Genomic DNA, 12,829 nt, shown 5'->3' with positions numbered 1-12,829 from the left:
CGTCACCAGTAGTTGTGGTCGTATTCGTGCCAGGCCTCGTCGAACGGCAGGTAATAGATCGCTGCCTCGGCCTGGGTGCGTTCCGGCACGGCGGTGCCCGGCGCGAAGTAGGCGAAGCCGCTGGTACCGATACCGTCGCCGACGCGGAACAGACACGCGCCGTCGTGGTTTCGGCGCACCGAATCGACCCGGTACACGCCGATCCACGTGGGCTGGGTTCTCGCCGCGCACACTTGCGCCGCGTCGGTCATGGCTCCCTCGGACAACCGCCACGCCACACGCTCCGGAACATCTCGAGACACCGTCACCATCGTCGCGACGACGATCACCGGCAAGATCGACGACACCGCGAACGCGCGGTACCGCACCACGCCGAACACCGCCAGGACGAACCACGGGATGCCCACCGCGAGCATGGTCGCCACCGCGTAGAAGACGATCAGCAGGTTCGAGCCGACGGCCTGAGTGATCACGATGGACGCCGCGGCGAGCCAAGTCACCGCGGTCACCACGACGATCATGGCCAGCCACCCTCCGGGCGGTCGTGGACGTTGTCGCACCGGCCGCGGCATCTCCCCCACCGAAGTCATATCGCCACACTATCTCCGTGGCGTCGTCAGTGGATCTGCTGTCGTTCCCACGCGATGACGTCGAGGCACTGATGGTCGTCTTCGAGCCAGTCCCAGATCAGCCGGCCGATCAGGTCGACGTCGGACAGGGTGGTCGAGGAGAGGGCGTCGTCGCCGGCGGCGTGGGTTTCGAGGAAGTACTCGGAGTCGCTGTGACGGTAGGTCTGGATGAAGGCTCCGGCGCCCGGTTCCCGCGAGACCGTCATGAACGGGCCGCCGCGGGCGAACCTGAGATTGCCCAGCCAGTAGGTCAATTGGCTGCGCGTGAGGGTGGTCAGGGTGCGGGCGCCGACGGTGACCTGCAAGTTCCGGTGGATGACCGGAGCGGTGTCGGGGAGCGCGTCGGGCCAGGTCTGGTCATTCCTCATCCGGGTACCCCCAGTCGAACACCACGTCGGCACCGGGAACCAGGGCGGTCACCCGGCGGACGAGTCGCGCCTCGAACGATTCGCGCCAGCGGAAGAAGCCACTGAAGATCACCGGGTAGTCCGACTCGGCGCGCACGAACAACCCGTCCGAGGTCTCGCCCATCCAGACGAACACCTCGTGCTGCAACCCCTCGCCCGCGAAGACATCGATGAGCAGATCGGTCGCCCCCACCCACTCACGTTCGTCCGCGAGCCCCCGAACAGTCAGGGAGACATCGATATTCACTGACACCGGACGAGCGTATCGTCCAGCACCGACAGGCCCGGAAACGCCGGAACCCCCGGCCGGACACGAGGTCCGGCCGGGGGTTCCGATGTACTGTGACCGTGGCGATCAGCCGTTGTTGGCGGCCTTGAACTCGCGACGGCGGCGGTGCAGGATATGTTCACCACCCGGAGCGCCGTCGAGGACTCGAACGTCACCGGCTGTGGCGCGTGCGCCGGGATTGCTTCGACCGGGCGCGCCGCCGATCGCGTTCAGCGCCATGGTAGCCACGGTGTCGTCGAGTTCGAGAATCCGTGCCACCGTGGTCAGGCTGCACACCGCAACTTCCCTCAGCCAAGGGGGAATTCGCTTCGACAACCAGCTGACCAATGCGACTTCCCAGGTCGCCTGCGTCCGTATCGCGTTCCAGCCCGACCTGGTCGAGGCCCTGTCAGTGATCACCGCCGGGGCCTCGGGCCCGGCATTCGATGTCATGGCCGTGGTCGCAGTCTCAGCTCGGAGCGTCGGCCGCAGTCTCGGCATCCAGCGGCACTGGTCTACTGCATAATTCCTGGGCATCGTCACGCGAGAGGCCAAGTGCGACAAGTATTCCGACGGTCATCTCGTCCACGGTCACGGCACAGTCGCGGTCGGGTTGCTGTAGCAGCAGGCGTCCGAGGCCGAGCAGTGATCCGGTTACCAGCGCCATCGCCAGATCGGTGTCTTCGACCACGAAGCGTCCCGCGCGTGTCGCGGCGGCGATGTCTCGTGCGGCGCGAGGCGCGAGGCCGTGCTCGGATTCGATCAGCGAGGCGCCGGAGTTGATCAGGACCCGGCTGAGATCAGGCTGTAGCCGAAACAGTCGGCCGACGATCCGGAAGGACTGGGCGAAGATCTCCGCCGGATCGGCGAGCTCGGTCGTGAGTGAGTCGAGGTAGTCGCCCAGCGACTCCAACGCGCTGTCGACCGCCGCGACGAACAGTTCTTCCTTGCTGCCGAAGTGGTTGTAGAACGAGCCCATTCCCACGTCCGCGGCCTGCGTTATCTCGAGGATGGGCGCGTTGAGCCTGCCCTCGGCGATGAAGCGTTGCCCGGCGGCGATCAGAGCCGAGCGGGTGAGAGCTTTGCGGCGTTCGAGCCTGTTCGCTGTGGCGGACATGCCGCGATCTTAATCACCTTCAAATCTGACGACTCCTTCAGAACCCTTGACTGATCATACAGTCATAGATGACGATATCGTCAGAACATCACCGCACGCGGAGGAGGAGTCGAGAGATGCCGGAAGGCCGCAGCGACACACATCGCGACCTGCACGTCGATCAGGGCGCCCTGCCGGGCGAGCACCCCGGCCGTGCCAGGAATCCGATCGTCAAGGTCGCCGACCTCGCCTGGCTCGAGTTCCGCAAGCCCGATCTGTTGAAGGCTGAAGCCTTCGCGCTGGCCTTCGGGTTCTCTGTCGCCTACCGCACCTCGGAGGAGATCCACCTGCGCGGCACGCAGGCAGGCACGGCGTGCGTGATCATCCGCAAGGGAGATCGCACCCGCTTCGTCGGCGCCGCGTTCCTGGCCACCGAGGACTCCGACGTGCTCAGGCTCGCCGAGGTGACGGGTCATCGCGTCGAGCGACTGCCCGAGAGCATCGGCGGAATCGGCGTCACCTTGCACGATCCGGGGGGCAAGACGGTGCGCGTTGTGGCCGACGGCGCGCGCCAGCTGCCGCAGCTGCCGGGGCAGCCTGCCCACCCCCTCAATGTCGGTGACTCCGCTGCGCGGGTCAATGCGACGCAGCGGCCACCGCGCGTGCCTGCCGGTGTCGAGCGGCTCGGCCATGTGGTGCTCTCGCGCACCCGCTACCTGGAGAACCTGAACTGGTACCTCGAGCATCTCGGACTCATCGTCAGCGACTTCCTGTACTACGACGGGCAGCGCGAACGCGGGCCGGTGATGGCCTTCATCCGCTGCGATCGCGCGAGCACCCCCACCGACCATCACACCCTCGCCATGACACTCGGCCCCTCGGATCGATACGTGCATTCGGCGTATCAGGTGTGCGACCTCGACGCGCTCGCGGCCGGTGGCGAGTTCCTGGCCGAACGCGGATATCGCCGATCCTGGGGCATCGGACGGCACATCCAGGGCAGTCAGATCTTCGACTACTGGCGCGATCCCGACGGTTTCCTCGTCGAGCACTTCAGTGACGGCGACCTGTTCGACAGCTCGCTGGAACCGGGATGGGCGCCGATGACAGCCTCGGGGCTGGCGCAATGGGGCCCACCGGCAACCAAGGATTTCCTCGGCATCGCACCGGGCCGCCAATCGCTGCGGGAACTCCGGTCCATCTTCTCTTCGCTGCACCGAGACAACGAATTCGACGCCCAGCGCTTGCGGGGCCTGCTGAAAGTAGCCAACTCATGAGCATTTCCGTGCTGCGTACCGCCGACGCATGGTGGGTACTGACCCCGGACGGCGCTGTCCGAATCGACACCGACGCCACGACCACGGGCGACCTGCTGGCCGACCGAACCGCGATCGCCGCAGCGCGCAGCGGCAGCGACACCACGCCGGTGGAGAACTTGACGCTCATCTCCCCCGTGACCACGCCGTGTCGGGTCGTCGCGCAGATGACCAATTACGTGTCGCACGTGAAGGATTCCGGGATGAACCCGGCGACCGTGCCGCTGACGTTCTTCCGCAAGTCGTCCGGGTCCATCAGCGGTCCCGAGGACGACATCGTCAAACCGGCGCACGTGCGGTTGCTGGACTACGAAATCGAGATCGGGCTCGTTTTCGGCGCGACGCTGCCCGTCGGCACCGAACTCGACAGCTCGAACATCGGCGACTTCGTCACGGGGTTGGTCATCACCGATGATGTGTCCGCCCGCGACGTGCAACTGCCCAAAACCCAGTTCTACGAGGGCAAATCGTATCCGACATTCACACCGGTCGGCCCAGTGCTGCTGCTGCTCGAGGCGGGTGAGTTCGACAGATTCCACGACCTCTGCCTGACGCTGCGTGTCAATGGCGAAGTGCGCCAGCACAGCACGGCGGCAGAGATGATCTACAGCCCGCTCGATACCCTGCGCGCCCTCACCCGATTCCAGCGCATGGACGCGGGCGATCTACTGCTGACAGGCACCCCCGGCGGAACGGCCCTGAAGGCTCCCGCCAAGCCCGTCGAGATCCTCGGGTCGCTGGTACCGCCCGCGCTCAAGTGGAAGATCTTCTTCGACAAGCAGGCGTCGAACCCGCGCTACCTGCAAGACGGCGATGTGGTGGAGCTGACCGTCTCGACCCCGGACGGCGCGCTCGACCTCGGCGTTCAGCGCACGACGGTGCGGCATGGGCACTGATCGAGGCCGGGTCGAGCACTTCCCGGTCGTGATCGTCGGTGCGGGCCCGACCGGCATGACCGCCGCACTACTGTTGGCGCGGTACGGCATCGAATGCCTGATCGTCGATCGCTGGGACGAGGTGTACCCGCAGCCGCGAGCGGTGCATCTCGACGACGAGGTGTACCGCATACTGGCCGACCTCGGACTCGGCGACGAGTTCGCAGGAATCTCCCGTCCCGGCCGCGGCCTTCGCCTGGTCGACTCCGCCATCACCACGCTCGCGGAATTCGACCGCGACCCCGACCGGATGCCGCACGGGTTCCCGCCGGCCAACATGTTCGACCAGCCAGATCTCGAGCGCGTGCTGCGGTCCAGGCTGACCGCGACGGAGGGCGTGCAGATACGGGGTGGGTGCGAAGTGCTCGAAGTGGCGAATCTGCGTGATCGCGCTCGCGTGCGGTACCGCGATACCGAGACAGGTGAACGACGAGCTGTCACAGCGGAATTCGTCCTCGGCTGCGATGGCGCCAACAGCGTCGTGCGCGCGTCGATCGGTTCGCGGATGCGCGACCTGGGTTTCGAACAGCGGTGGCTGGTGGTCGACATCGCCACCGATTCCGATCTCGGGCAGTGGGAGGGCGTCCACCAGGTGTGCGATCCCGAACGCGCCGCGACGTACATGCGCATCGGCGCGTCACGCTACCGCTGGGAGTTCCGCCTCCGCGACGACGAAACCGCGGACCAGTACGCCACGCTCGACACCATCGAGCCGCTCGTGTCCCCCTGGCTGCGCGAGCTGAGAGATCCCGAGCTGACGCTGATCCGGTCCACCGAGTACACCTTCCGCGCCCAAGTAGTCGACCGATGGCGGGACCGCAGGATCTTTCTGCTCGGTGACGCCGCGCATCTCACCCCGCCGTTCATCGGGCAGGGCATGGGCGCGGGCCTCCGGGACGCCTATAACTTGATCTGGAAACTGGCCGCCTTCTCGAGAGCCACACTGCCCGACGACGCACTCGAAACCTATCAATCCGAACGTAAACCGCACGTCACATCGATGATCGGCCTGGCCGTCGCCGTCGGACGGGCGATGACGAGTGGGGCGGCGGCGGGTGACATGGTCCGCAAGCGGATGGCGCCGCTCCTCGGCCACGTTCCTCTCCTCAGATCCAAGGTCACCGACAGCGCCACCCCGCGCCTGTCCCGGTCGATATTCGTTACGCGACAAGCGATTCAGCCGCTCGACCTAGCCGGCTCGCTGTGTCCGAACTGCGTCGTCGACGGCGGCCCGCGGGTCGACGAGATCGCCGCCGGACGCTTCCTCTTCCTAGCGACCACCCCGCTCACCCGCGAACAGCGGACCGAACTCGACCGACGCGGCGCCGCGATCCTGGCGGTACCGGCGTCCTCCGAGCTCGGCGAATGGCTGCGCCGCGGACGCGCGACGGCTGCGATCGTGCGACCGGACAAGACCGTACTGGCGACCTCCCGATCGGTCCCCGCCCTCCACACTCGCGTACCGAGCTGCCCCGCTCTGTCCACCACTTCCACGCGCAGGAGTTCCCATGGCGGTTGACATTTCCATCCCGCGGTATCGCGAGAATCTCTTCAATACCGAGGCGATCCTCGATCCGTACCCGCACTATGCGGCACTGCGCGCGGCCGGCCCGGTGGTGTGGCTGTCGCGCCAGCGCGTCTTCGCGATCTCCCGATACGCCGAGTGCAAGGCCGTCCTCCGGGACGACGCGACCTTCGTCTCCGGTAACGGGGTGTCGCTGAACCCCGTTACCAACCGCCTCGGCCGGGGCACCACGCTCAACAGCGACGCAGAAGAGCACACCACCAAACGGTCCGTTCTCGCACACCGACTGACGCCGAGGGCACTTCGGGAAGTGACAGATACTATCGAGCGCTGCGCCGAAAGCGTCGTGGACAAGGCGTTGGCGAACATCCGCATCGACGGGGTCGACGATCTCGCGACCGCACTGCCACTTTCGGTGGTCCCGGATCTCATCGGCTGGCCGCACGACGGGCGCGAGGAATTGCTGCGCTGGGCCGGTGCGACGTTCGACTCGATGGGGCCGATCAACCGGCACTCCGTCGGCGCGGCCAAGGCGGCCTCCGAGATGCTGGCCTTCGCCCGCCGTGTCGCGCGCGATCGATCGGTTCTCGACGACAGCATGGGCAGTGACGTCTTCCGCGCCGCCGACGAGGGCAGGATCGATAAGAAGTCGTGCCCGGCACTCATGATCGACTACCTGGCCCCATCGCTGGACACCACCATCGGCGCGATCTCGAGTGCGCTCTACCTGTTTTCACAGAACCCCAGGCAGTGGCAAGCCGTGCGGTCGGATCCGGGACTGATACCCCATGCCGTCAACGAGGTCGTACGGATCGAATCGCCGTTGCGCGCGTTCTCTCGCACGGCCGCACGCGATGCCGACATCGGCGGGGTGAAGATCCCGGGTGGAAGCCGCGTACTGGTGCTCTTCGCCTCTGCCAACCGGGACCCGGCCGAATGGGATCGGCCCGAGTCCTTCGACATCACCCGCGACGCGGCCCGCCAGCTCGGCTTCGGCTGGGGTGTGCACGGCTGCGCGGGCCGGACGCTGGCACGGCTCGAAACCACGTCGATTCTGCGGGCACTGGCCGATCGTGTCGAACGAATCGAGCTGGTCGGCACACCGAAGTGGGCCGTCAACAACATCATTCGCAGGCTGGAACGTCTTCCGCTCGAGCTCGTCCCAGCAGACAAGAGGTCGGCATGAAGACAGCGATCGTCACCGGGGCGTCCTCCGGAATTGGACGGGCCGTCGCCACCGCCTTGGTGGCTCGCGGCTACCGCGTGCTCGGGACAAGCCGCGACAGTTCGACCGTGGCCGATCCCGTGCCCGGCGTCGGCTACCGCGACCTGGATCTCACCGATCGTGGCTCGATCGCCCGGTTCATCGACGCGCTCGACGACCTAGCTGTCGATGTACTGGTGAACAACGCCGGTGAGAGCCAATGCGGACCGCTCGAAGAGCTACCGATGGATGCGGTGCAGAGGTTGTTCCAGCTCAACGTCTTCGGTGCCGTCGAACTGACTCAGTTACTACTGCCAGGGATGCGACAGCAGCGTCGCGGCAGGATCGTCAACATCGGGTCGATGCTCGCGAGCTTCCCCCTCGCCTACCGATCGTCCTATGTCGCAACCAAGGCGGCCCTCGAAGGCTTCGCGACCGCCGCACGGTATGAACTGAGGCCGTACGGAATCGAGATCACCACCGTCGAACCAGGTTCCATCGCGACCGGGCTGTCCGGACGCCGCACCAAGTACATCAGCAACGACTCCCCCTACTTCGAACAGTTCACCTCCGCGATCGCCGTCCTCGACGCCAAGGAAGCCCAGGGAACATCGGCAGACGAAGTCGCCCGCACCGTGCTCGAAGCTATCGAAGCCGAGCAGACGTTACCGCTCTATGCCGTCGGCAGCAATGCAGCGGCAGTATTCCTGGCCCGTAGATTGTTGCCGCGCAGAGTAATCGAGGCCGTCATGGCCAAGACATACGGCGTCGGCGCCGCTCGAACCCGACGCGTGCCGTAGGTGTTCCCGCCGAGGCAGACCGCACGCAGCCGCGACCCGAGCGGGACACCCGGCCTGCTTGGGTCGAGTGCTCAGCGAATCGCGGACCCCACCGACCGCGTTGTCGGTCGGCCGTCGTAGTACACACCCCACCGCGCGTCGATCAGCGCAGCGCGAGGGAGTGCGGCGTCCGCTGCTGTCTGCGTCGTCCGCCGAGAGCCAGATCGGCGTGTGGCAGCCTCGCGCTGGGACACCGCGTACTCCGTCACCGAACCAGCATCCGCTGAGTTCCGAGGTTGATCGACCCGTCAGCGGCGGCCACGCTCACGCTCACCACACCGTCGACCGAGAGTCACTCGGGATGGCGCGCCGGCCGGAGGCGCGAAGTCCATCGACATCACAAGCGCGAACCACACACCGTTGTGAGGAGTCCCCAGGTTCATTGACTGAACAAATCATCACCTGTGACTATTTCATCAGTTCAATGACCCGGGACGCGACTGCCGAAGTACGCGTGTCTTCGACGGCCGAAAGGAACGCACCGTGGGGCTCCTGTACAACACCGTGAACCGACCGTTCCGCATTCTTGTAACCGCAGCCGCGGCGACCGTGATCGCGAGCTGTTCCCCGCTTTCCGCCGATGACGCACTCGCTCGCTCGACCGAGGTCACCGCGGACTTCGACAACATCGCAGGGATATACGCGGGTAACGACGTCATGGTCCTCGGCCTGGCGGTCGGCAAAGTCGACAAGATCATTCCCAAGGGCACCTACATCGAGGTCCACATGACCATCGACGGCGGGGTGAAGATCCCGAAGGAAGCGATCGCGGCGATCATCTCGCCCTCGATCGTGACCGACCGCCACATCGAGATCACCCCGCCCTACACCGGCGGTGAGTCGATGAAGTCCGGTGAGCACCTGCCCAAGGCGCGCACCAGGACCCCGGTCGAGCTGGACACGATGATCAAGACCATCGACCAGTTCTCCGCCTCGCTCAAGCCGGAGCCGGGTCAGGAAGGGCTGGGCCCGCTCTCGGGCCGGGTGCTCTACCCGGTGCTCAACGGCAACGGCCAGAAGATCCGCGAGACCCTCGACGCGCTGTCGAGCGCGCTGAAGGTCGGTATCGACAACAAGGACGCGATCTCCAACATCATCATCAAGCTCAACGAGCTGACGACGATGCTGGCCGACAACGACCAGTCGGTGCGCGATTTCAGCGACCGGGTGACCGCGATGTCCGGTCTGCTGGCCGAGCAGGCCCCCGGTCTGCAGGCCACCCTCGACCAACTCGATCAGTTCCTGGCCAACACCTCGACCACGTTCGGCGAGCACGCGGACACCCTCTCCGAATCGCTGACAGGGCTGATCAACGTCACCAACCAGCTGCGCGCGAACTCGGGCGCGATGGTCGAGATCGCCGACATCGTGCCGCTGCTGATGCAGAACATCGACGGCGCCATGGACCACGAGGACAAATTTATGCGCACCCACGCATTGATCGGGACCGCCCTCTCCGGCGAGGTCGTCAGCGTGTTCTGTGAGCGGATCCAGATGAAGTCTGATGGTTGCCGTTCCGGGAACATGCAGGACTTCGGTCCGGACTACGGATTGACCGCCGCACTGCTGGGACTGACGAAGATCGGTTGACTCGCCGGGCTCCCGGTCGACCCACGGTGTAGCCGTTTCGAATTGGGTCGCCAAGCGCGCCGACGACCACCACCGGCCTCTCGTGGGGCCTTCCCGAGGTCGTCGTAGTGCCGGCCGAATTTCGGGCAGATGGGACGTAGCTGCTGGTCAGTGGGTGCGGGTGGATCCCGGGCCGATCACACTGGTGCGTTCGCGCATGGCCTGGGGTGAGGGTTTGAAGTAGCGGCGAAGGGTCTCGACGCTGCGGTGCCGTGATTTGGCCATCAGTTCGAGCAGGCTTGCGCCGGATTCGCCGAAGTGTGTCAGGCCGGAGTTCGTGGAGGTCCGACCCCGGTGCCGGGCCCATCGGTGGCGGTGGCGGCGTCGAGCAGATCGCGGGCCTGGTCATAAGACAGCCGAGCGAGTCCGATGTCAGGGCAGACGTCACGGTCGGCGAGGTCTTTTCCGGGTCCGGGGCGGCGGTGGGTGACGAACACCGGCCCGCGGGCGCGGTCGCGGAGCAGCCGGAGCAGGAGCCGGGCGGTGCCGGCGTCCCAGTACACGTCTTCCAGGACGTGTACGTCGTCCCAACAACCGCCAGGAGCGATCTTCACGCGCTCCGCCCGTCGCTGCATCACCGAGCCGCCGTACGACCAGAGGAAACCGACTTGACACCATTCGAGACGCTACGTCGTCAATACCTGCCGAACAGCGAGAAGCGCAGCCCCTTCACGCGCCACAGCACCACAATCCCCACAGCAACAGCGGCGTCAGCAGGGCGGGCCGACGAATCGGCCGAAGACCTTGTCGCACTCCCGCTGTCATGACACCCAGGTTCCTGGCCACGCTGGCACGAAGGCTGCCCGGAACACAACGCGACACCATGGACCCCAGTCATCAGACCGGGGCTATTTTTTTCGTGCGTCTCCCGGGGGTGAGGCCGAGCTCATCTCGATCGCCGAGCCTGGTATCGCACGGGGCCGGTATGTGGTGGATCGGCCGATCAGGCTCCTGGTGGAGGGGCATCTTTGTGCACCGGAGGACATCGTTGCCGCGAAGTTTCTGCGCCGTGACCGCCCGGAGCGAATCCGTGCTCTGGTGGTTAATTCGTATCCGACGAAAACGGGGACACATGTTTCGCGGTGTTAAGTCGTCCGCCGAGAACCTCTGCCGTAGAACGTGCCTATCATTGAATTATGTTGTAGGCGAACCCCTTTCGGCATCGCTTGGTCGCGATCACTGTGAGATCCGGTTAACTCCCAATTGTTCTGGACGAAACCAATCAGCAATCGTTCACACGTGAAATTCTCTTATCCGATCCACTGCAATCGCAGACACGGGATCGGACATCACTTTCTCAACGCTTCGCCCGCGCCGAGGCTTCCGGCCGAGGCCGAAGCCTCGGCCGCTGTCAGCACATCCAGGAGGAACCGTGTCCGCACCCACCATCGCCGAGATCGACAAGGCCATCGAGGCGAACATTCAGAAATCCCTCGCCGAGGTCCCGCACCCCGCGCTGCCGAAGGGCACGAATATCTATGGTGCGACGAAGATCTTCCCCGACTACCAGGCGGAGTCGGGCGAAACGTACTTCACGCTCGTGCACGGCATCGCGCACGAGTCGTCGGTGAGTTTCGTGGCGATCCTGCAGGCCACCAGGGCGCTGCGCAAGGGCTTCGATTCGGCGATCTACTTCTACGGTCCCGGTGCCATCAATGCCGTTGCCACACGTGGCTTTCCGACCACCGGAGACAGCGGTTTCCCGGGCGAACAGAACATCAACGAGGCGCTCGCGACCTTCATCAAGGAGGGCGGCAAGGTGTTCGCCTGCCGATTCGGGCTCGCCCTGCACGGTGCCCGCGAGGAGGACCTCATCGAGGGCGTCATCCCAGCACATCCGCTGGATGTCCAGGACGCGTTGATCCACTACGCACGCAAGGGCGCCATCATCAATTCCACTTATCAGCTGTGAGGTGACCCGATGACAGGTCTGTCCACTCGAGTCGAGCTGGCATTGCTCGGCGTTCGCGCCGAGGTGCCGGTGGGGCGCCGTTCCGGTGCGGGCCCCAGCGACGACGGTCATGTACTCATCGACGGCATCGGCGCCGCCGTTCCGATCCGCTCCGACAGCCCCTTCGTGGTGGCGGGCAACCGGCTACTGCGTTCCGGCACCGATATCGGCATCGAGATCGAGCCCGTGAGCAGGCCGAGGTTCTACGACCTGGCTACCGCCGATGGGGTGTCCTACGAGAAGATCGCCAAACTGCACGGCTCGAACGTGCTGGCGACCACGGTGGTGCAGACCTGCATCCGGTACGGCGAGGACCAGCGCTGCCGGTTCTGCGCCATCGAGGCTTCCCTTACCGCGGGCAGCACCATCGCGGTGAAACGGCCCGACCAGCTCGCCGAGGTCGCGGCGGCGGCGGTTCGCCTCGACGGTGTCGAGCAGATGGTGATGACCACCGGAACTTCGGCGGCCAAGGACCGCGGTGCTCGCCATCTGGCCCGTTGTGTGCGGGCGGTGAAAGCGGCCGTGCCGGACCTGCCGATTCAGGTGCAGTGTGAGCCGCCCGGCGAGCCGCGCGTGCTCACCGAGTTGCGCGAGGCGGGCGCGGATTCCATTGGCATCCACGTCGAATCGCTCGATGACGAGGTACGTAAGCGGTGGATGCCGGGTAAGGCCACGGTGCCGCTGAGCGAATATCGGACGGCCTGGGCGGAGGCGGTGCGGGTATTCGGCCGTAACCAGGTCTCGACCTACCTACTGGTCGGACTCGGCGAGAACCCCGACGAATTGGTCTCCGGCGCAGCCGAACTCATCGAGATGGGCGTCTACCCGTTCGTGGTGCCGTTCCGGCCGCTGGTGGGTACGCTGGCCGTCGACGTGGACGGCGCGACCGCACCGACGCCGCAGCTGTTGGCCGACGTCACCGATCGGGTGGCCAAGGAACTACAGCGGGCCGGGATGGTCGGCGCGGACCAGCGCGCCGGCTGCGCCGCTTGTGGGGCGTGCAGCGTCCTGCAGAATGCGGGCGGCTGAG

Annotated in this window: 14 protein-coding genes; 8 read left to right on the top strand and 6 right to left on the bottom strand. The window is 65.7% G+C overall.

Annotated elements, in window-relative coordinates:
• Positions 1–2: 2 nt before the first annotated feature.
• The 5 genes from NV348_RS32485 to NV348_RS32465 form a co-directional block, all read right to left on the bottom strand.
• Entirely contained in the window at positions 3–590 is a 588-nt protein-coding gene (locus NV348_RS32485; protein ID WP_447150298.1) for a hypothetical protein, read from the bottom strand.
• A gap of 26 nt (positions 591–616) precedes the next feature.
• Positions 617–997 carry a hypothetical protein gene (locus NV348_RS32480; protein ID WP_447150297.1) on the bottom strand — a complete coding sequence of 127 codons (381 nt, stop codon included), beginning with the start codon at positions 995–997 and terminating at the stop codon, positions 617–619.
• Complete coding sequence (locus tag NV348_RS32475) at positions 987–1,289, bottom strand: hypothetical protein (RefSeq protein WP_447150296.1); 303 nt, start codon at positions 1,287–1,289, stop codon at positions 987–989. The genes NV348_RS32480 and NV348_RS32475 overlap by 11 nt, the downstream gene beginning before the upstream one ends.
• A 102-nt stretch (positions 1,290–1,391) precedes the next feature.
• A complete protein-coding gene (locus NV348_RS32470) occupies positions 1,392–1,583 on the bottom strand; it encodes a hypothetical protein (protein WP_447150295.1) in 192 nt (63 codons plus the stop codon).
• A 190-nt stretch (positions 1,584–1,773) separates the two neighbouring features.
• Positions 1,774–2,421 (bottom strand): TetR/AcrR family transcriptional regulator, encoded by a 648-nt coding sequence (locus NV348_RS32465; protein ID WP_447150294.1) that lies wholly within the window; start codon positions 2,419–2,421, stop codon positions 1,774–1,776.
• 116 nt (positions 2,422–2,537) lie between these two features.
• Between NV348_RS32465 and NV348_RS32460 the strand changes: the two genes are divergently transcribed.
• From NV348_RS32460 to NV348_RS32435, 6 genes are all read left to right on the top strand, one after another.
• On the top strand, positions 2,538–3,677 hold the full coding sequence (locus NV348_RS32460; RefSeq protein WP_447150293.1) for a VOC family protein: 1,140 nt from the start codon (positions 2,538–2,540) through the stop codon (positions 3,675–3,677).
• Positions 3,674–4,612 carry a fumarylacetoacetate hydrolase family protein gene (locus NV348_RS32455; RefSeq protein ID WP_447150292.1) on the top strand — a complete coding sequence of 313 codons (939 nt, stop codon included), beginning with the start codon at positions 3,674–3,676 and terminating at the stop codon, positions 4,610–4,612. The genes NV348_RS32460 and NV348_RS32455 overlap by 4 nt, the downstream gene beginning before the upstream one ends.
• Positions 4,602–6,170, top strand: a complete 1,569-nt coding sequence (mhpA, locus tag NV348_RS32450) for a bifunctional 3-(3-hydroxy-phenyl)propionate/3-hydroxycinnamic acid hydroxylase MhpA (protein WP_447150291.1) — start codon at positions 4,602–4,604, stop codon at positions 6,168–6,170. Before NV348_RS32455 ends, mhpA begins: the two co-directional genes overlap by 11 nt.
• Positions 6,160–7,362, top strand: a complete 1,203-nt coding sequence (locus tag NV348_RS32445; RefSeq protein ID WP_447150290.1) for a cytochrome P450 — start codon at positions 6,160–6,162, stop codon at positions 7,360–7,362. Before mhpA ends, NV348_RS32445 begins: the two co-directional genes overlap by 11 nt.
• Entirely contained in the window at positions 7,359–8,180 is an 822-nt protein-coding gene (locus NV348_RS32440) for an SDR family oxidoreductase (RefSeq protein ID WP_447150289.1), read from the top strand. The genes NV348_RS32445 and NV348_RS32440 overlap by 4 nt, the downstream gene beginning before the upstream one ends.
• Positions 8,181–8,711: 531 nt before the next feature.
• A complete protein-coding gene (locus NV348_RS32435; RefSeq protein WP_447151205.1) occupies positions 8,712–9,809 on the top strand; it encodes an MCE family protein in 1,098 nt (365 codons plus the stop codon).
• Between the two features lie 302 nt (positions 9,810–10,111).
• Here NV348_RS32435 and NV348_RS32430 read toward each other — a convergent pair whose 3' ends face one another.
• On the bottom strand, positions 10,112–10,402 hold the full coding sequence (locus NV348_RS32430) for a hypothetical protein (RefSeq protein WP_447150288.1): 291 nt from the start codon (positions 10,400–10,402) through the stop codon (positions 10,112–10,114).
• Between the two features lie 818 nt (positions 10,403–11,220).
• On the opposite strand from NV348_RS32430, the gene NV348_RS32425 reads away from it, so the two are divergent.
• Both NV348_RS32425 and NV348_RS32420 read left to right on the top strand, forming a co-directional pair.
• A complete protein-coding gene (locus NV348_RS32425) occupies positions 11,221–11,760 on the top strand; it encodes an MSMEG_0572/Sll0783 family nitrogen starvation response protein (protein ID WP_447150287.1) in 540 nt (179 codons plus the stop codon).
• 9 nt (positions 11,761–11,769) lie between these two features.
• Positions 11,770–12,828 carry an MSMEG_0568 family radical SAM protein gene (locus tag NV348_RS32420; RefSeq protein WP_447150286.1) on the top strand — a complete coding sequence of 353 codons (1,059 nt, stop codon included), beginning with the start codon at positions 11,770–11,772 and terminating at the stop codon, positions 12,826–12,828.
• Position 12,829 lies beyond the last annotated feature (1 nt).

The sequence above is a fragment of the Nocardia fodinahabitans genome, from assembly GCF_052983615.1.
The sequence above is the reverse complement of the archived record's forward strand: the minus strand, read 5'-3'. Positions and strand labels throughout refer to the sequence as shown.